The sequence below is a fragment of the Corynebacterium sp. HMSC071F07 genome (genome assembly GCF_001810285.1).
GTDB lineage: Bacteria > Actinomycetota > Actinomycetes > Mycobacteriales > Mycobacteriaceae > Corynebacterium > Corynebacterium simulans.
In genome coordinates, this window is the sequence record NZ_KV800715.1 from 1 (window position 1) to 18,279 (window position 18,279).

The window sequence follows — 18,279 nt, forward strand, 5'->3', positions numbered from 1 at the left end:
CGCGGTACCAACTACCCCAAATCGACACGGGCTACAAGGAGTAGAAAACTTTGAGCGCTAGAAACGCTGTTGAGTTCAACATTGATGAAGAATTCGGTATCACCGAAGCAATCGCCACCCTTGACAATGGCGATTTTGGCACCCGCACCATCCGTTTTGAGACTGGCCAGCTGGCTCGTCAGGCGGGCGGCTCTGTCACCACTTACCTGGACGAGGACACCATGCTTCTGTCCACCACCACCGCCTCCAACCAGCCGCGTGAGGGCTTCGACTTCTTCCGGTGACCGTGGACGTCGAGGAGCGCAGCTTAGAGTAGAGATAAGTCCTCAGTCCAATTCCTGGGCTGAGGATTTTTGCGTTAGTTGGACCGGTCAGATTTGGTGAGTGCCGACTTAAAACTAAGCTCCGGCACAAAATTCATGTGTCGGAGCTTGTTTATTTCTGATTAGGCCACGTTCCGTGCGGAGCGCTTGAAGAAGTAATGGGTTAGACACAAGAGAATAAGGGCAGTTACCACCCAAAGGAGCGCGTAAAAGCCTTGAGCGGTCCAGAAAGCAGTATTTGGATAGAATTCGAGGAGCGCCTTTCCGCTATCAAGCGGGGTCGAAGAGATGGTGTTGCCCGGAACTAAGTTGAAAGACTCATCCATGCCAGCTTGATTCACTTCGCTGCGCTCGACGGGCAACAAAGGGTTTAGCCAAGAAGCACCCGTTGTGCCGATCACCAATCCTAACGCGAAGGTAATAGCGACGCTAGGGATCGACTTCTTAAACAAGATGCCGGCTAATGCAGCAACAGATACGAGCACAAGCGTAGCTAAGGTGGGGTAGATGCCATGACCAGCGATGTAGGAGTAGCTCATCATATTTTCATGAGGTCCCAAACCATTCGCTCGAAGCTGGCTGACTTCGACGATTCCCCATACGAGTAATCCAAAGATCACAGTTGAGGTAAGTGGGCTGATCATCCTGCAAATGAACAATTTGGAAGGTGAAAAATCCTGACCCAATGCCCAAACTATTGACTTTGATTCGAACTCGCGGGAAAAGAGCGCGACCGCCCAAACAATGCCTGCGAACATGGGCACGATTCCGGCCAGCATTTCGGTCATGCCCAAATACGGCTTAAATTTCACTTCATAAGCCGCTAGAAGGCCCAGCAGAACTAGGATTCCGGCGCAAGCTAGCCAAGCAGTTTTGTCGATACGAAAATAGTGCGTAGCTACCTTAAGCATTAGATTCCTTCTTTCGTGAGGTGGTCCAAAACGAACTTCTCAAAATCGCCGTGCTCCTCATTTTCAATTGTTTCTCGGGGAACCGAAACTAAGAGCTCTCCATGTTCAATAACCCAAAGATGCGAAAGAACAGGGGATAGGTCAGAAACGGTGTGTGAAGAAACAAGAATTCCAACGTTTTCTTCTTTCGCTGCGTATTCGAGAAGCTTACGAACCCAAATCTTTACGACTGGGTCGAGATCTGCCATCGGTTCGTCGAGAACCATAAATCTTTTCCCGCGAGCTAACGCAATAATCAATGCCACTTGGGTGTGTTGACCACCTGACAGCTGCGAAATCTTTGCGTTCATCGGAATCCGAAGCGAGGTGATTTTTTCAGTTGCCCAGTCGAGCTTGAAGCTTTCGTTTAAGTCTTTTGCCAATTGAACATGTTGTTTGACCGTAATCCCGGTGTAAAGCGGACGGCCTTGAGAGACAAAAGCTACCGATGACGCTGCGTTGTCAGTTTTCGGATCATTATTAGACGCTATCGAAACAGTGCCGGAAGCGGCGACGAGATTTCCAGTAAGAACCGACATGATTGTGGACTTTCCGGCGCCATTTCGTCCTACCATGGCGACAATTTCGCCGGATTTGAGTTCTGCAGAGAAGTTATCGACGACAACTGTTTTCCCTCGGGATATTTGTAGATTCTTGGCTACGAGTGAGCAAGCCATTTTTCTCCTTAAATAGTTTTTCTAATAAGGATTACCATCTACTGGTAGCCAGCACAGTTCAATCTAATTGGTGAGTGCTATCTAACAGCCGCGGACAAACCCTACGGCTCTTGAAAGCTTGTTTCACCCGCTTTGTAGACGAGCGTAGTCGCGGCAAAAGCGCAGGATATCTGCTAGGATTGTGCAACGTTGTCATAGACAAATTTTTGAGAAGGCGGCACCGATGATCGCCAAAGAAACCTCCAAAGGAGAACGACTTTAATGAGCGCTAAGAACGCCGTTGAGTTCAACATTGATGAAGAATTCGGTATCACCGAAGCAATCGCCCCCCTTGACAATGGCGATTTTGGCACCCGCACCATCCGTTTTGAGACTGGCCAGCTGGCTCGTCAGGCGGGCGGCTCTGTCACCACTTACCTGGACGAGGACACCATGCTTCTGTCCACCACCACCGCCTCCAACCAGCCGCGTGAGGGCTTCGACTTCTTCCCGCTGACCGTGGACGTCGAGGAGCGCATGTACGCAGCCGGCAAGATTCCGGGCTCCTTCTTCCGCCGCGAAGGCCGTCCCTCCACCGAAGCCATCCTGGCCTGCCGCCTGATCGACCGTCCACTGCGCCCGACCTTTGTCAAGGGCCTGCGCAACGAGGTGCAGGTCGTTGTCACGGTGCTTTCCATGGCACCGGAGGAGTACTACGACGTCATCGCCATCAACGGTGCATCTGCTTCCACCCAGCTTTCCGGCCTGCCGGTATCCGGCGCCGTCGGCGGCGTGCGCATGGCGCTTATCGCTGATGACAAGCATCCAGAAGGCCAGTGGGTTGCGTTCCCGAACCACGAGCAGCACGAGCGTGCGCTGTTCGAGATGGTCGTCGCCGGCCGCATTGTGAAGAAGGGCCGCAAGGAAGACGTTGCCATCATGATGGTTGAGGCAGGCGCTGGTATCAACGTTGCAGAGCGCATCAAGGAAGGCGCACCGGCACCGCAGGAATCCACCGTTGCAGCAGGCCTTGAAGCAGCAAAACCATTCATCAAGACCCTCTGCGAGGCGCAGGCAGGTCTGGCTGAGCGCGCTGCTAAGGAAACCCAGGAGTTCCCGCTCTTCCCGCCATACACCGATGACGTATTTGACGCCGTGGAAAAGGCAGCCTCCAAGAAGCTGGAGAAGCTGATGACCATCCCCGGCAAGCAGGACCGTGACGACGCTACCAACGAGTACATGGAGCAGGTCGAGGCGGATCTCCTCGAGAAGTTTGAGGATGAGGATGCCTCCAAGCAGATCCGCGCTGCGTATAACGCTGTCATGAAGGCCATCGTGCGCAAGAAGATCCTCACCGAGGGCTTCCGTATCGACGGCCGTGGCGTCACCGACATCCGTGACCTGGGCGTCGAGGTTGACCTCATCCCACGCGCACACGGTTCCTCCCTTTTCGAGCGCGGTGAGACCCAGATCCTGGGCGTTACCACCCTGGACATGCTCAAGATGGAGCAGCAGATCGATTCCCTGACTCCGGTCACGGGCAAGCGCTACATGCACCACTACAACTTCCCGCCGTACTCCACCGGTGAGACCGGCCGCGTTGGCTCCCCGAAGCGCCGCGAGATCGGCCACGGTGCTCTTGCCGAGCGTGCCCTGCTGCCGGTCATCCCTTCCCGTGAGGACTTCCCGTACGCCATCCGTCAGGTCTCTGAGGCCCTCGGCTCCAACGGTTCTACTTCCATGGGCTCCGTTTGTGCTTCCACGCTGTCCCTGTACAACGCTGGTGTGCCGCTGAAGGCCCCGGTTGCAGGTATCGCAATGGGCCTGGTTTCCGGTGAGGTAGACGGCAAGGAGAAGTTCGTCGCTCTGACTGACATCCTGGGCGCCGAGGATGCATTCGGTGACATGGACTTCAAGGTCGCAGGTACCTCCGAGTTCATCACCGCGCTGCAGCTGGACACCAAGCTCGATGGCATCCCGTCCAAGGTCTTGGCTAAGGCACTGGAGCAGGCACGTGACGCCCGCGCCACCATCTTGGAGACCATGGCTGAGGTCATCGAAGGCCCAGACGAGATGTCTGGTCTGGCTCCGAAGATCACTTCCGTGAAGATTCCGGTCAACAAGATCGGCGAGCTCATCGGCCCGAAGGGCAAGACCATCAACTCGATTACCGAGGAGACCGGCGCTGAGGTTTCCATCGAGGAAGACGGTACCGTCTACATCTCTGCTGCCACGGGCGAGGCTGCCGACGCAGCGATTGAGAAGGTTAACTCCATCGCTAACCCGCAGCTGCCGAAGGTCGGCGAGCGCTTCCTGGGCACCGTTGTTAAGACCGTAGCCTTCGGCGCGTTTGTCTCCCTGACTCCAGGCCGCGATGGCCTCATCCACATCTCGAAGCTTGGCGGCGACGAGCGCATCGAGAAGGTTGAGGACGTCGTCAACGTCGGCGATAAGATTCAGGTCGAAATCGCAGACATCGACAACCGCGGAAAGATCTCCCTGGTTCCAGTCGAAGAGGCTTAAGGCTTAAGGCTTCAGGCTTTAGGCCTTATGACCTAAAGCCTTGAGTATTCCAAAATAGAAAATCTCCTCCGCTCAACATCTGCTTAAAGTTTAAGCTGGCGCTGCTATTGCGGCGTGAAATGTTGAGGGAGGAGATTTTTGTGTCTTGTTAGTTTTGAAAGGCTTTAATGCTTGAGCTGGACTAGCTGAATCAGGTTGCCCACTGTGTCGTCGAAGACGGCGATGATGGAAGGGCCGACGTCGGTTGGCTCCATGGTGAAATTAACGCCCTTTGCGCTGAGCTTTTCGTACTCGGCCTGCACGTCCTCAGACAGGAACTGGGTAAACGGAATGCCGTCTTTTTTGAGTGCCTCGGTAAAAGGAGCTGCTGCTGGAGGGCCATTGGGCTCTAGCAGGAGTTCGATGCCGCTTCCGTCGGCTGGACCGGAGGCGTTGGTGACAGTGAGCCAACGGAAGTCGCCGTGCGTGACATCGTCTTTGACCTTGAATCCCAAGGTGTTGACGTAGAAATCGTGGGCGCGAGCGACGTCGTCGACAAGCACGGAAGCAATATAGATACGCATGGCACAAAGTCTGCGTTGCCAACTGGCGCGTTAGACTGGTCGGCGTTGGGGCAGGCAATAAGGCCTGCGCTAGATGTAGCGTGCTTATACGTATTTAAATTTAGATTGAACATCGAACATTGAATATTGAACAGGGCAAAGGAGCATTTATGGCTATCAAAGTTGGCGTTTTGGGTGCGAAGGGCCGCGTGGGTCAGGCGATTGTAGAAGGCGTTAATGCGGCAGATGACCTCGAGCTGGTCGCTGAGGTTGACCGCGATACCGACCTGCAGGTGCTGGTGGATAGCCACGCCGAGGTTATCGTTGACTTCACCCAGCCATCTTCGGTGATGGCAAACCTTGAGTTCTGCATTGGCAACGGCATTCACTGCGTCGTGGGCACCACCGGTTTCGACGCAGACCGCCTGGCACAGGTCGAGGAGTGGACCAAGCAAGATGGCGCAGGCAACGTCCTGATTGCACCAAACTTTGCCATCTCCGCCGTGCTGACCATGTTTTTCGCAGCACAGGCTGCGAAGTACTTCGAGACCGCCGAGGTTGTGGAGTACCACCACCCAACCAAGCTGGATGCGCCTTCTGGCACCGCCATCCACACCGCGCAGGGCATTGCGGCCGCCCGCAAGGAAGCAGGCCTAGGTCAGATGCCGGACGCTACCGAGCAAGCTCTCGAAGGCGCACGCGGCGCCGACGTCGACGGTGTCCCAGTCCACGCCGTGCGTACCCGCGGCATGGTTGCCCACGAGGAGGTCATCTTTGGCGCCCAGGGGCAGTCCTTGACCATCCGCCAGGATTCCTATGATCGTTCTTCCTTCACCCCGGGCGTGCTGGTTGGCGTTCGCCAGATTGCAGAGCACCCAGGGCTGACCGTGGGTCTTGAGAAGTACTTGGGCCTATAAGTCGGACTATCAGGGAGACATAAGGCACTAGATATGGCACGCATTAGCGAACTGGACGTCCAGCTCATCGCGGCAACGCAGTTCCACCCGCCGCAGGGCATCGAGTGGGAGAGGGAACAGGCAGCCTCCGATGGCGAGGCTCTCGTCGAATTTGCCGGCCGGGCTTGCTACGAGTCCTTCGATAAGCCGAACCCGCGCACCGCGACAAACTCGGCCTACCTGCGCCACATTCTGGAGGTCGGCCACGACGCATTGCTGGAGCACGCCACGGCTACGTTGTATATCCGCGGCCTGTCGCGCTCTGCCAGTCATGAGCTGGTGCGCCACCGCCACTTTCCTTCTCCCAGCTCTCGCAGCGCTATGTCCACCCGGAGGAAACTCAGGTGGTGCTGCCCAAGCTCATTGCTGAAGACGAGCAGCTGACGCGGCTTACTATGCAGGCCGTTGATGAAACTCGCTTTGTCTATAACGAGCTGCTCAGCGCGCTGGAGAGCAAGTTAGAAGATGAGCCCAACGCACTGCTGCGCAAGAAGCAGGCTCGGCAGGCGGCACGTGCGGTGTTGCCCAATCTCACGGAAAGCCGCATCGTGGTTACCGGCAACTACAGGGCTTGGCGTCACTTCATCGGTGCGCGTGCCACAGAGCAGGCGGATACCGAGATGCGCGAGTTAGCTATTGCCTGCCTAAAGCTGTTGCAGGAGCAGTCGCCGGTGGTATTCGATGACTTCCACATCACCCAGCTTGCCGACGGCACCGAAATGGCAGCGAGCCCATACGCCTAGCTCAAGTCCGTGGCGGTGGACATAGCTTGTTCCGCCACGCGACCACCCCGATGAACAAAATTTCGCGGGAAGCGGGTAATCTTGACGGCTATGAGCACAGGTATGACAGCAAAGACAGGCGTAGAAACCTTTGGACGCGTCGGAGTAGCCATGGTCACCCCGTTTGACGGGGATGGCAAACTCGATGTCGCCGCGGGACGCCGGCTGGCAGCTCACCTCGTTGACAACGGTATCGACTCTTTGATTCTGGGCGGTACCACCGGTGAATCGCCGACGACAACGCTGGATGAAAAGCTAACGCTGCTCAAGGCCGTCAAGGAAGAAGTAGGGGACCGCGCAAAGATCTGCGCTGGAGCAGGTACCAACAACACCGCCACCTCGATTGAGATGGCAAAGGCTTCCGCAGAAGCGGGAGCAGACAGCCTGCTCGTCGTGACCCCTTACTACTCCAAGCCTTCGCAGGAAGGCGTGTATGCGCACTTCGCAGCGATTGCTCAGGCAACTGATACCCCAATTTGTCTCTATGACATTCCTGGCCGCTCGGGCATTCCGATTGCGACGGATACCATCCGTCGCCTCGCGGAATTGCCGACTATTCAGGCCATCAAGGACGCCAAAGGCAACCTTGGTGCAGCCACCCCACTTATTCAGGAGACCGGCCTCGCCTGGTACTCCGGCGATGACCCGCTAAACCTGCCGTGGCTGACCTTGGGCGCATCTGGCGTCATCTCCGTGGTTGGCCATGCAGCACCGCGCGGTCTCGCAGATCTTCTGGATGCCTTCGAAGAAGGCGATCTTGCACGCGCAAGGGAGATCAATGCACAAACTTTGACCCCGCTCATCCAAGCTCAAGCACGCTTGGGAGGAGCAACACTCGCAAAGGCTGCCCTGCGCCTGCAGGGCATCGAAGTCGGAGATCCTCGTCTGCCTGTTGTCGCAGCAAGCGATCAGGAGATTGAGGAACTTCGCCGTGATATGGAAAAGGCTGGAGTCCTTTAAGAATGACTGAACCCCGTAACCGTTCCCGCAAGGTTACCCGCAAGGCGGGCCCACCAGCGGAAACCGAGTCCGCCTCCAACGAGGCGGCTTCGCCGGTTTTTCAGGCACCGAGCAACTCGGAGCCAAAACAGGAATCCGGCGACAAGAAGTCCAATAACAACGGCAATTCCGAGAACTCGAACGGCGGCAACCGCCGCTCGCGTTCCCGTGGCTCCCGCGGTGGTCGCGGTCGCGGCCGCGGCGGCAACAACGCCGAGAACAACGGAAATAACAACAACGGCAATAACGGCAATAACAATGGTGGCCGTGGCAACCGCAACAACAACCGCGGCCGCCGCAACGTTCCGAAGTCCATGCAGGGCGCGGATCTGACCAAGCGCCTGCCGCAGCCGCCGAAGCAGCCGAAGGATGCCCTGCGCATTTACGCTCTGGGCGGTATTTCTGAGATCGGTCGTAACATGACCGTCTTTGAGTACCAGGACGAGCTGCTCATCATTGACTGTGGCGTGCTCTTCCCGTCCTCCGGGGAGCCGGGCGTGGACCTTATCTTGCCGGACTTTGGCCCGATCGAAAAGAAGATCGACAAGGTCAAGGCGGTCGTGGTTACCCACGCTCACGAGGACCACATTGGTGCTATCCCGTGGCTTCTCAAGCTGCGCCCGGATATCCCAATCGTGGCATCGCGCTTTACCATCGCCCTGATTGCGGCGAAGTGTAAGGAGCACCGCCAGAAGCCGAAGTTCGTTGAGGTCAACGAGAAGTCCGACGTGAACTACGGTCCGTTCCGTCTGCGCTTCTGGGCAGTTAATCACTCCGTTCCGGATGCACTGGGCATCATGCTGGGCACCCCGGCTGGCAACATCATCCACACTGGTGACATCAAGCTGGACCAGACCCCGCTGGATAACCGTCCGACCGACCTTCCGGCGCTGTCTCGCTACGGCGACGAGGGCGTCGACCTCATGCTCTGCGATTCCACCAACGCGAACATCCCAGGCGTTTCCGCATCTGAGGGCGATATCCCGGCTACCTTCCGCCGTTTGGTCTCCAATGCCAAGCAGCGCGTCATCATTGCGTCCTTCGCCTCGAACGTCTACCGCGTGCAGGCGGCTATCGACGCCGCCGTTTACGCTGGCCGCAAGGTCGCGTTCAACGGCCGTTCCATGATGCGCAACATGGAAATCGCCGAGAAGATGGGCTTCCTTAAGGTTCCGCGCGGCACCATCGTCCCGATCGATGAGGCTGCCAAGATGGCACCACACAAGGTCCTTCTGATTACCACCGGTACCCAGGGCGAGCCGATGGCGGCACTGTCGCGCATGGCGCGTCGCGAGCACCGTCAGATCACCGTTCGCGATGGCGATCTGATCATCTTCTCTTCCTCCCTGATTCCGGGTAACGAAGAGGCCGTCTACGGTGTGATGAACATGCTCTCCCAGATTGGTGCCGAGGTTGTCACCAACAAGGAGGCTAAGGTTCACGCTTCCGGCCACGGCTACGGCGGCGAGCTTTTGTTCCTCTACAACGCTGCACGTCCGAAGAACGCTATGCCGGTCCACGGCGAGTGGCGCCATTTGCGTGCGAACAAGGAACTGGCTGTCTCTACTGGCGTCGACCACGACCGCGTGGTTCTCGCCCAAAACGGCGTCGTTGTAGACCTGCGCAAGGGTCGTGCCGAGGTCGTTGGCCAGATCACGGTGGGCAACCTCTACGTCGATGGTGTTTCCATGGGTGACGTCGATGCCGATACCTTGGCAGACCGCACCAACCTGGGTGCTGGCGGCGTTGTCTCCATCACCTGTGTCATCGACAACCGCACCTCGCGTCTGCTCGAAAAGCCCGCGGTTTCCACCACGGGCTTCTCCGACGACGACCGTGGAATCGTGCCAGAGGTTGCCGAGATCGTGGAAAACACCATGAACGATCTCGCTGCCGAAGGTGAGAACGATACTTACCGCATGGTCCAGAAGGTCCGCCGCAAGGTCACCAAGCTCATGGATTCCAAGTACAAGCGTGAGCCGGTCATCCTGCCGACCATCATTCCGACCAACTCTGGTCCGTTGCTTGCAGACGACGATGAGGTAGAGGCTTCCCGCGAGTCCCTTTAAAAACCTTTAGGCTTGGCAGCGCGTATCGAGCCGCCTTGTTCGTCTGACGGCGTGTGCCCCAGCAGTCTATGCTGGGGCACATGTCGTTTTCTTCTGCTGAGCGCGCCAAGCTGGTGACGCTATTTCATAAGCTCGGACCAGACGCTCCCACCCTCTGCCAGGGCTGGAGCACCCGCGATCTAGCTGCCCACCTGTGGGTGCGTGAGAACCGTCCCGACGCTGCGGCGGGCATGCTGGTCCCACAGCTTGCCGGCCGTCTCGACGCCGCGATGGAGCAGGCGGCTGCCCGCGACTTCACCGAGCTCGTCGATGACTGGGGGAGGGGAGCCGGACGCGCCAACCCAATGCGTCTTGTTGACTCCAAGGTCAATCTCACCGAGCACTTTGTCCACCACGAGGACGTGCGCCGCGCCAATGGCATGAATGAGCAACGCGAGTTCTCCGCGGTGGTTTTGGGCGAGCTGCATAAGGCTCTGAAAATGCTCGCGCCACGCATGCTGAAAAAGTCTTCCAAGCCGGTCGTGTTGTATCCGGAGAACTTTGGCCGGATCGTCGTCGCGGACGATAGGAAGGTTGCCGATCGCGGCGATGACGTCGTCCGCGTGATGGGGCCCGTTCCAGAGCTCGTGCTGTGGGTCTTTGGCCGCGATGCTTGCTCGCTGAAAATTGAGGGCGACGTAAGCGCCGTCGTTAGGTCAACCCTCTAGACTAGATATAGCCACGTACGTCTTGCGGGCAGCCCTGCAGGCCCGCAGACGCATCATTAACTAAGGAAAATACTTCCTCGAAACCCCGTGTGGCGTATGTGATTAGTGGGGTGTGGGCTACTAAAGTGGCTGGCATGTCTGTCAAAAACGCACCGTCACGCGCCTCGCATCGCGGCCGCTCCGGCAAGGGGGCGGCCCGTCCTGCGAATCGATCGCGCCCCTCGGGGCGGTCTGGAGCGGCCAAGTCCACGTCGCGGAATGCGGCAGAGAACCTGACGCTTACTTCCGCCAACCGCGCTGCTGATCCCTCTTATGAGCGGACCGGCAGCGCATTTCGTGCTGTCGGGCGTGGCCTAAGTGCCGCATTCGGTGCCACCGCGCGTGGCATGGGCGATATGACGCGCGGCGTTAGCCGCGGTTTTGGCAATCTGCGTCCGAGTGACGGCGGGGCAGAAGGCTATGAAGAATTCGCATACGACGATGCAAGGGAGCCAGAGGAAATTTCTACTCGCGGCAAACAAAAGAAAAACAAGGTGACCCGCGCAAAGGCCACAGAAGATCGCGCAGCGCGCGAGCATGAGCTCGATGAGCATCCGGCAACTGCTCCTGATGCAATCGCGCGCGAAGAGCGCACCATCCAGATTTCCAACCCGGATGCCGTTGCCTTAACACTCATCGGCGTAGCCATCGTCTTGGCATGCGCGGTTTGGTTCGACATCGTTGGCGTTATCGGCGCCTATCTCACCGACGCCGTGCGCTATGTCATCGGCGCGGGCGCTTACGTCTTGCCGGTCGCCCTGATCGCGCTCGCCATGGCGCTGATGATGGGAGTTTCCGGCGTAGCTGGCCGTCTGCAGCCCCGCGTGATGGGCGGCATCGGCCTCATCATTGTCTCGATGCTGGGCCTAATTCACATCTTCGCCGGTCTGCCCAAGCTTTCCTGGCATGATAACGCGGCTGGAGACGCCGGCGGTGCCATCGGCTTTGCCGTAGGCCAGCTTTTGGAGGCAGCATTTTCCGCCTACGTCGCCGTGCCGCTGCTGATCCTGCTCATCATCTACGGCGCTTTGAACGTCACGGGCATCACCTTGCGCCAGGCCTTCGACTACCTCTCTGCGCTCTTCAACGACCTGATGGCGGGCCTGCGCGAGAAGAAGGCCGAGCGTTATGACGACTATGACGAGGACATCGACGACGATGTCTATGGCCACGTCGACGATGACATCGAAGACATTGCCGAAGGCCGCGAGCGCACCCCACGTGATAAGCGCCAGCAGTCGCAGCCACGTCGCGCGCGGCGCCAGGCCCCACGCCGCTTGGCGACGCCGATGGATAACTACCCGGCAGATTACCAATCGGCCAACCCGCCCACCGTGTCCTTCGATTCCGCGAACACCAAGCCGGCTGCCCAAGAAGAAGAGCAAGCATTGCTTGACGAGGCCGGCCAGCCCACCGAAGCCTTTTCTAACGCCGCGCCGGTCCAGCACGGCCGCCCAGACTTCGCTGGCTCCCGCAACATCGAGGACACCGACGAGTTCCCGGCCGTGCGTGATGAAGAGCAGACCACCGTTTTACCTTCTGCACCGCAGCGTGGGGAATCTGCACAGCCGACTCAGCAGCCAGTCCAGCAGTCGGCTCAGCAGCCGGCCGCACAACCTGCGGCTCAGCCTGTAGCCAAGAAGGCGTCGCCAAGCGTTGCCGGTGCCGCCGCTGCCGGCGCTGCTGGTGCCGCCGCTGCCGGCGCTGCTGGTGCGGCCGCAATGGACGCTGCTTCCGACGTTGTTTCTTCCGCACACGCGGAGGCAGTGCGCCTGTTCCAGCAGCGCTCCGGCCGCGATGCGGCGACGGGCAAGTCCGTGGAGGAGCCTGCTGCGCAGCAACAGGCCGCGCAGGCCCCTGCAGCGCAGCAACCGGCCGCCGCACAGGTTGGCGCGATGGGCAACGAGTCCGACTACGACCTGCCTACCACCGCATTGTTGACCGCGGGCAAGCCCACCAAGGCCCGCACCGAGGCCAACGACCGCATCATCGAGGCGATTACCGATGTCTTCGAGGAGTTCAAGGTCAATGCTCAGGTCACCGGCTTTAGCCGTGGCCCGACAGTCACCCGCTACGAAATCGAGCTGGGACCAGGCGTGAAGGTCTCCAAGATTACGAACCTGCAGTCCAACCTGGCCTATGCCGTGGCGACGGACAACCTGCGCCTGCTGACCCCAATCCCGGGCAAGTCTGCGGTGGGTATCGAGGTTCCGAATGCGGACCGTGAGATGGTGCGCCTGCGTGACGTTCTGGATTCCCCGGCCATATCCAGTGATGAGGACCCGATGCTCATCGGCCTGGGCAAAGACATCGAGGGCGAGTACTCGTCCTATTCCGTGCAGAAGATGCCGCACCTGCTCGTCGCCGGCGCCACCGGTTCCGGTAAGTCGGCCTTCGTTAACTCGATGCTGGTTTCCCTCCTGACGCGCGCGACCCCGGAGCAGGTCCGCCTCATCCTTGTTGACCCGAAGATGGTGGAGCTGACTCCTTACGAGGGCATCCCGCACCTTATTACGCCTATTATCACCCAGCCGAAGAAGGCGGCGGCGGCCCTGCAGTGGCTCGTCGAGGAGATGGAGCAGCGCTACATGGACATGAAGGCTGCCCGCGTGCGCAAGATCGAGGACTATAACCGCAAGGTCATCTCTGGCGAGCACCAGGCGCCGCTCGGCTCCGAGCGCGAGATGCGCCCGTACCCGTACATCGTCTGCGTCGTGGACGAGTTGGCCGACCTCATGATGACCGCGCCGAAGGAAATCGAGGAATCCATCGTGCGCATCACCCAGAAGGCGCGTGCGGCCGGCATCCACTTGGTACTTGCAACCCAGCGACCTTCCGTGGACGTGGTCACCGGTCTTATCAAGACCAACGTTCCTTCCCGCTTGGCATTTGCTACCTCGTCCCTTACGGACTCCCGCGTCATTTTGGACCAAGGCGGTGCAGAAAAGCTCATCGGCATGGGTGACGGCCTCTTCATTCCGCAGGGCGGCCGTCCGGTGCGTATGCAGGGTGCTTTCGTTTCTGACGAAGAGGTTCAGGCTGTTGTCGATGCCGCGAAGGCACAAGGTCAGCCGGACTACACTGAAGGCGTCACGGAAGAAAAGAAGTCCGAGGCGAAGAAGGAAATCGACGACGATATCGGCAAGGACATGGACGATCTGCTCGAGGCAGTCGAGCTGGTTGTTACCTCCCAGCTGGGGTCGACCTCAATGCTCCAGCGCAAGCTGCGCATCGGTTTCGCCAAGGCGGGCCGCCTCATGGATCTCATGGAATCCCGCGGCGTCGTGGGCCCATCCGAGGGCTCCAAGGCCCGTGAGGTGCTGGTCAAGCCGGAAGAACTCGACACCATCATCTGGATGATCAAGGGCGCCGACCCAGCAGAGGCGCCGAAGGAAATCCAGGACGAGATGGCGCAGGCTGAATCGGCGGAAGATTCTTCCGCCGACGATGCCTCCGCCCCAAGTGGCGAGGACACGCGCACTGTCCAAGCGACGTATAACCCGTCCTCCGGCGCCTTCTAGGCAATAAGTTTCTCGCCCCACCGCAGCCATTGCGGTGGGGTATTAACTTTTGTGTAAGATAGTACAAGTCTTGGAGGGGAGTACCCCGTTCCACAGCGATGATCGTCAACACGGCAACTCCGCAGGGAAATGAGTTCCCGGTCTCGCTGGCTCGCAGTAGACGAGTTGGGGGAGACCTCCGGTCAAATCTTTTCTTACTCGACCGGAGGATATTTCTATATGCATGTCCCTTTGTGGATTTGGATACTAACCATCGCCGTCATCCTCGGCTTTTTCATCTTTGACTTCTTGAGCCACGTGCGTTCGCCGCACGAGCCCTCCATGAAGGAATCCGGCTTCTGGACCTTGTTCTATATGGGCATGGCCGTCATCTTTGGCGGCATCGTGTGGGCGTTGTGGGATCATGAGCACGCCATCCAGTTCTTTACCGGTTGGATAACCGAACAGGCGTTGAGCGTGGATAACCTCTTCGTGTTCGCACTGATCATGGGCGCGTTCAAGATTCCGCGCCGCTTCCAGCAAAAGGTGCTGCTCATCGGCATCGTCCTGGCTTTGGTATTCCGCCTCATCTTCATCATGCTGGGCGCGGCAATCATCCAGGCCTGGTCTGACGTGTTTTACCTCTTCGCCATCTTCCTCATCTACACCGCGGTCAAGCTCATCGTGGACGAGGTCACCGATGCCGAAGAGACTGACCCGAATGACATGCTGATCATCAAGTGGCTGCGCAAGGTCATCCACGTCACCCCGCGCTACCACGGTGACAAGCTGACCCACCGCGAGGAGTCCGGGTCAAAGAAGGGCAAGCTGGCATTGACGCCTTTGTTCGTGGCACTGGTCGCCATCGGGCTTATCGACGTCATGTTCGCCTTCGACTCCATCCCAGCGATCTACGGCATTACTTCGGAGCCGTTCCTGGTCTTTAGCACCAACGCCTTCGCGCTAATGGGCCTGCGTCAGATGTTCTTCCTCATCGATGGCCTGCTCGAGCGCTTGGTTTACCTGCCTTATGGCTTGGGTATCATCCTGGGCTTCATCGGCATCAAGCTGCTCTTCCACGCGCTGCACGAGAACAACCTGTCGTTTATCAACGGCGGTGAAAACGTGGAGGCTATCCCGGAGATTCCGACCTTGGTCTCCCTGCTCGTCATCGTCGGCGTGCTGGGGCTTACCGTCGCGGCTTCTGTCCTTAAGAACAAGCGCGACGAAGCGCAGGGCGGCATCACCGTGTCCCACAACCACTACGACTGGGACGAAGAGGGCAACAAGATCGTCCGCACCAAGTCGGGCGAGCTCGTCGGTAAGGCAGCCGATCTGCCAGAGACCGAACTGCCCTAACCTTTAAGCAAAAGAGTTAATCACCGGGTTCCACTCGCGGAATGCGCGCGCAGTAACAGCGCCGCAGACAAAGAATGGATCTTGGTCCATAATTTTGATGGCTTCGGCAACCTCGGTGGCCTCATCGGCAAATTGCAAAACGATGAGCGCACCGCCCTTGGAATCAGTAAAGGGGCCGGAGCCTAAAATTATGCCCTTTTCATTTAGATCACCGATGAATTCGCGGTGCGCTGGGCGGTTTTCCGCGATGGCCGGGTTTTGCGGGTTGTATTCGTAGCTGACTGCGAAGTATTTCATAAACTTATCTTAAAGAGATGGGGGAGTTTGCCGCAGCGGCTTCAATAGGACAGGTAGGATAAAATCCGTGAATCACTCTAGGGCTCGGCAGAAAACGGCGGCGGCGTCGGATGTAAATCCCCACGTTTCCAACTGGAATCTACCCAATATTCTGACGAGCTTGCGCATCTTATTTATCCCCGTATTCGTCTGGTTGGTGCTGGCCGGCCACGACTGGTGGGCGTTTGGTGTATTCGCCGCGTTAATGATTACGGACAAACTCGATGGCGACATCGCCCGTTCCCGTGGCCTCATCACCGACTTCGGCAAAATCGCCGACCCTATCGCAGACAAAGCCTTAATGACCGCGGCCTTCGTCTGCCTCAACATCATCGGCGCTTTGCCGGTATGGGTTACCGTGGTCATCCTTGTCCGCGAATTCGGCATCACCTTCTGGCGCATGGCCCTTCTACGCCAGGGCAAGGTCGTCCCGGCGTCTAAAGGTGGCAAGCTCAAGACCGTCCTGCAGTCCCTTGCCGTGGCGATGTACCTGTGCCCGCTGCCGAGCTGGATGGACATTCCTTCCTTCGTGGTCATGTTTATCGCCGTCGTGGTCACTGTGGTCACGGGCGTGCAGTACCTCATCGACGGTAGGAAGCAGAACTCCTGATGTCTGCGCCCGCGCTTGTCGATGCCCTGCGCAACCGCCACCAGACCGTATCCTTCTGCGAGTCCTTGACTGCCGGCCTAGCGGCGGCCACGCTCGCTACGGTCCCGGGGGCGTCGGCAGTCTTGCGCGGTGGATTAGTAACTTATGCCACCGAGGTGAAGTCTCACTTCTTGTCGGTTCCGGTGGAGGAGCTGGAAGCCCAAGGGGTGGTCTCAGCCAAAACCGCGCAGGCGATGGCCGAGGCTGCGGTGCGCGAGACCGGCGCGGACTGGGGGCTATCGCTGACAGGCGTGGCAGGACCTGACCCGCAAGAGGGCAAATCCGCGGGAACGGTCTTCGTGGGTATCGTTGGCCCCGGGGTTCCTGCCCGTGGCATACAACTGGAGCAGCTATCGGGCAGCCGTAACGCGATCCGTGAAGCCGCTGTGGAAGAGGTCTTGAGCCTGCTTCTATCAACTTTGAAAGAAAATTAGGATTTTCGGGAACAAAGCCGGCCGCAGCGCCGTTGTACAGATTGATGAACACTACTACTGCACTTCTTGAAAAGCCTTTCAACGCCTCGGCAGGTGCTGTTGAGGCTCCCAAGCGCGCGCCGGAGCCGCTGCTGCGTGAGGCTCTGGGACTGACCCTTCGTGCATTCCGCGCCGACAAGGGCGTGACTCTGCGCGAACTTGCTAGCGTCGCGCGTGTTTCCCCGGGATACCTTTCGGAGCTCGAGCGCGGCCGCAAGGAAGTTTCCTCCGAGCTTTTGGCCTCCGTCTGCCACGCTCTAGAGGTCAGCGTTTCTGACGTCTTGATTGAGGCTGCAGGCTTCATGGCGCTGCCGTCCATGGACGAGGAACTGGCAACCACCGCGCCTGCCGCTTCTGAGCTTTAAAACTCTCCGCGTCTCACAGTGAACTTTATGCCTTCAGGCACCACAGTGGGGCGCGGATTTCGTTAGTATTGGTGGGGTAACGAAACACTTTTAGTCACGCGTTAAACGCAACTTAGGAAGGCTTAAACACACTAATGGCGAACCCATTTTCCAAGGCATGGAAGTACCTGATGGCACTCTTCGATTCCAAGATCGAAGAAAACGCTGATCCCAAGGTACAGATCGAGCAGGCCATCGAGGACGCACAGCGCCAGCACCAGGAGCTTTCGCAGCAGGCAGCCGCTGTCATCGGTAACCAGCGTCAGCTGGAGATGCAGCTCAACCGCCGCCTGAATGAGATTGAGAAGCTGCAGGGCAATACCCGCCAGGCGCTGGAGCTTGCTGATAAGGCTCGCGCTGCAGGTGATAACACCAAGGCCACCGAGTACGAGAACGCCGCAGAGGCCTTCGCCGCGCAGCTGGTTACCGCAGAGCAGTCTGTGGAAGACACCAAGAAGCTTCACGATCAAGCCCTTCAGCAGGCAGAGCAGGCCAAGAAGGCCGTCGAGCGCAATGGCATGGCCCTGCGTGAAAAGGTCAACGAGCGTTCCAAGCTGCTTTCCCAGCTCGAGCAGGCGAAGATGCAGGAGAAGGTCTCCGAGTCTCTCAACTCCATGAACGAGATGACTGCTAACGGCAACACTCCGTCTTTGGATTCCGTCCGTGACAAGATTGAGCGCCGCTACACCAAGGCCCTGGGCCAGGCGGAGCTGGCGGAGAACTCCGTGGCTAACCGCATGCACGAGGTGGAGCAGGCAGGCGTGCAGCTGGCTGGCCACTCCCGTCTGGAGCAGATCCGTGCAGAGATGGGTTCCTCCAAGGCTGTTGAGGGCAACTCCCAGCAGGCAATCGAGGGCAACCGCACCGCTGGTTCTGCAGCGGACCAGGCGGCGCAGCCTAACGCCGCTGCTGACGACGCCGTCCAGGCCCGCCTGCGCGAACTGCGCGGCGAGCAGTAGCTTTTAGCTTTAAAAGACCCTCGAGAACTTCTCTCGAGGGTCTTTGTGGATCT

Annotated in this window: 15 protein-coding genes and 2 pseudogenes; 13 read left to right on the top strand and 4 right to left on the bottom strand. The window is 58.6% G+C overall.

The window, feature by feature from the left end; translation table 11 throughout:
• Nucleotides 1-50 precede the first annotated feature (50 nt).
• Nucleotides 51-304 (top strand): annotated as a pseudogene (locus tag HMPREF2724_RS09520) (polyribonucleotide nucleotidyltransferase); the annotation flags it as partial.
• Between the two features lie 141 nt (nt 305-445).
• On the opposite strand, the gene HMPREF2724_RS09525 reads toward HMPREF2724_RS09520, so the two are convergent.
• Both HMPREF2724_RS09525 and HMPREF2724_RS09530 read right to left on the bottom strand, forming a co-directional pair.
• The gene (locus HMPREF2724_RS09525) at nt 446-1,234 is read right to left on the bottom strand and encodes an ABC transporter permease (protein WP_070588372.1); all 789 of its coding nucleotides are present in this window, start codon (nt 1,232-1,234) and stop codon (nt 446-448) included.
• Nucleotides 1,234-1,950 (bottom strand): ATP-binding cassette domain-containing protein, encoded by a 717-nt coding sequence (locus HMPREF2724_RS09530; protein WP_070588374.1) that lies wholly within the window; start codon nt 1,948-1,950, stop codon nt 1,234-1,236. The genes HMPREF2724_RS09525 and HMPREF2724_RS09530 overlap by 1 nt, the downstream gene beginning before the upstream one ends.
• A 261-nt stretch (nt 1,951-2,211) precedes the next feature.
• On the opposite strand from HMPREF2724_RS09530, the gene HMPREF2724_RS09535 reads away from it, so the two are divergent.
• Nucleotides 2,212-4,452: a polyribonucleotide nucleotidyltransferase gene (locus HMPREF2724_RS09535; RefSeq protein WP_070588376.1), complete on the top strand. Its 2,241-nt coding sequence runs from the start codon at nt 2,212-2,214 to the stop codon at nt 4,450-4,452.
• A gap of 164 nt (nt 4,453-4,616) precedes the next feature.
• On the opposite strand, the gene HMPREF2724_RS09540 is transcribed toward HMPREF2724_RS09535, so the two are convergent.
• Nucleotides 4,617-5,015 carry a VOC family protein gene (locus tag HMPREF2724_RS09540; protein WP_061923103.1) on the bottom strand — a complete coding sequence of 133 codons (399 nt, stop codon included), beginning with the start codon at nt 5,013-5,015 and terminating at the stop codon, nt 4,617-4,619.
• A gap of 149 nt (nt 5,016-5,164) precedes the next feature.
• Here HMPREF2724_RS09540 and dapB point away from each other — a divergent pair, with 149 nt between their 5' ends.
• The 7 genes and pseudogenes from dapB (at nt 5,165) to HMPREF2724_RS09575 (ending at nt 15,405) form a co-directional block, all read left to right on the top strand.
• Nucleotides 5,165-5,911, top strand: a complete 747-nt coding sequence (gene dapB / locus HMPREF2724_RS09545) for a 4-hydroxy-tetrahydrodipicolinate reductase (protein WP_070588380.1) — start codon at nt 5,165-5,167, stop codon at nt 5,909-5,911.
• A gap of 33 nt (nt 5,912-5,944) precedes the next feature.
• A pseudogene (gene thyX, locus HMPREF2724_RS09550) lies at nt 5,945-6,693 on the top strand (FAD-dependent thymidylate synthase).
• 90 nt (nt 6,694-6,783) lie between these two features.
• On the top strand, nt 6,784-7,692 hold the full coding sequence (gene dapA, locus HMPREF2724_RS09555) for a 4-hydroxy-tetrahydrodipicolinate synthase (protein WP_070588384.1): 909 nt from the start codon (nt 6,784-6,786) through the stop codon (nt 7,690-7,692).
• 2 nt (nt 7,693-7,694) lie between these two features.
• On the top strand, nt 7,695-9,800 hold the full coding sequence (locus tag HMPREF2724_RS09560) for a ribonuclease J (RefSeq protein ID WP_083306125.1): 2,106 nt from the start codon (nt 7,695-7,697) through the stop codon (nt 9,798-9,800).
• 68 nt (nt 9,801-9,868) lie between these two features.
• The gene (locus tag HMPREF2724_RS09565; protein WP_062038586.1) at nt 9,869-10,507 is read left to right on the top strand and encodes a TIGR03085 family metal-binding protein; all 639 of its coding nucleotides are present in this window, start codon (nt 9,869-9,871) and stop codon (nt 10,505-10,507) included.
• Nucleotides 10,508-10,641: 134 nt separating this feature from the next.
• Nucleotides 10,642-14,067: an FtsK/SpoIIIE family DNA translocase gene (locus HMPREF2724_RS09570; protein ID WP_070588388.1), complete on the top strand. Its 3,426-nt coding sequence runs from the start codon at nt 10,642-10,644 to the stop codon at nt 14,065-14,067.
• 219 nt (nt 14,068-14,286) lie between these two features.
• Nucleotides 14,287-15,405: a TerC family protein gene (locus HMPREF2724_RS09575; protein ID WP_070456461.1), complete on the top strand. Its 1,119-nt coding sequence runs from the start codon at nt 14,287-14,289 to the stop codon at nt 15,403-15,405.
• 3 nt (nt 15,406-15,408) lie between these two features.
• Here HMPREF2724_RS09575 and HMPREF2724_RS09580 read toward each other — a convergent pair whose 3' ends face one another.
• Complete coding sequence (locus HMPREF2724_RS09580) at nt 15,409-15,702, bottom strand: YciI family protein (RefSeq protein ID WP_070433231.1); 294 nt, start codon at nt 15,700-15,702, stop codon at nt 15,409-15,411.
• A gap of 67 nt (nt 15,703-15,769) precedes the next feature.
• Between HMPREF2724_RS09580 and pgsA the strand changes: the two genes are divergently transcribed.
• From pgsA to HMPREF2724_RS09600, 4 genes are all read left to right on the top strand, one after another.
• On the top strand, nt 15,770-16,351 hold the full coding sequence (gene pgsA, locus HMPREF2724_RS09585) for a CDP-diacylglycerol--glycerol-3-phosphate 3-phosphatidyltransferase (protein WP_070456466.1): 582 nt from the start codon (nt 15,770-15,772) through the stop codon (nt 16,349-16,351).
• On the top strand, nt 16,351-16,824 hold the full coding sequence (locus tag HMPREF2724_RS09590) for a CinA family protein (RefSeq protein WP_070456468.1): 474 nt from the start codon (nt 16,351-16,353) through the stop codon (nt 16,822-16,824). Before pgsA ends, HMPREF2724_RS09590 begins: the two co-directional genes overlap by 1 nt.
• 44 nt (nt 16,825-16,868) lie before the next feature.
• Nucleotides 16,869-17,228 carry a helix-turn-helix domain-containing protein gene (locus HMPREF2724_RS09595; protein ID WP_061923073.1) on the top strand — a complete coding sequence of 120 codons (360 nt, stop codon included), beginning with the start codon at nt 16,869-16,871 and terminating at the stop codon, nt 17,226-17,228.
• A 134-nt stretch (nt 17,229-17,362) separates the two neighbouring features.
• A complete protein-coding gene (locus HMPREF2724_RS09600; protein ID WP_061923070.1) occupies nt 17,363-18,226 on the top strand; it encodes a PspA/IM30 family protein in 864 nt (287 codons plus the stop codon).
• The last annotated feature ends 53 nt before the right edge of the window (nt 18,227-18,279 follow it).

Excerpts from the sequence above, each read along its gene's own strand:
- HMPREF2724_RS09530 (WP_070588374.1), bottom strand. The coding sequence starts at position 1,950 with ATGGCTTGCTCACTCGTAGCCAAGAATCTACAAATATCCCGAGGGAAA.
- HMPREF2724_RS09570 (WP_070588388.1), top strand. The coding sequence starts at position 10,642 with ATGTCTGTCAAAAACGCACCGTCACGCGCCTCGCATCGCGGCCGCTCC.
- dapA (WP_070588384.1), top strand. The coding sequence starts at position 6,784 with ATGAGCACAGGTATGACAGCAAAGACAGGCGTAGAAACCTTTGGACGC.
- dapB (WP_070588380.1), top strand. The coding sequence starts at position 5,165 with ATGGCTATCAAAGTTGGCGTTTTGGGTGCGAAGGGCCGCGTGGGTCAG.
- HMPREF2724_RS09590 (WP_070456468.1), top strand. The coding sequence starts at position 16,351 with ATGTCTGCGCCCGCGCTTGTCGATGCCCTGCGCAACCGCCACCAGACC.
- HMPREF2724_RS09600 (WP_061923070.1), top strand. The coding sequence starts at position 17,363 with ATGGCGAACCCATTTTCCAAGGCATGGAAGTACCTGATGGCACTCTTC.
- HMPREF2724_RS09540 (WP_061923103.1), bottom strand. The coding sequence starts at position 5,015 with ATGCGTATCTATATTGCTTCCGTGCTTGTCGACGACGTCGCTCGCGCC.
- HMPREF2724_RS09580 (WP_070433231.1), bottom strand. The coding sequence starts at position 15,702 with ATGAAATACTTCGCAGTCAGCTACGAATACAACCCGCAAAACCCGGCC.
- HMPREF2724_RS09575 (WP_070456461.1), top strand. The coding sequence starts at position 14,287 with ATGCATGTCCCTTTGTGGATTTGGATACTAACCATCGCCGTCATCCTC.
- HMPREF2724_RS09525 (WP_070588372.1), bottom strand. The coding sequence starts at position 1,234 with ATGCTTAAGGTAGCTACGCACTATTTTCGTATCGACAAAACTGCTTGG.
- HMPREF2724_RS09535 (WP_070588376.1), top strand. The coding sequence starts at position 2,212 with ATGAGCGCTAAGAACGCCGTTGAGTTCAACATTGATGAAGAATTCGGT.
- HMPREF2724_RS09560 (WP_083306125.1), top strand. The coding sequence starts at position 7,695 with ATGACTGAACCCCGTAACCGTTCCCGCAAGGTTACCCGCAAGGCGGGC.
- HMPREF2724_RS09565 (WP_062038586.1), top strand. The coding sequence starts at position 9,869 with ATGCTGGGGCACATGTCGTTTTCTTCTGCTGAGCGCGCCAAGCTGGTG.
- HMPREF2724_RS09595 (WP_061923073.1), top strand. The coding sequence starts at position 16,869 with ATGAACACTACTACTGCACTTCTTGAAAAGCCTTTCAACGCCTCGGCA.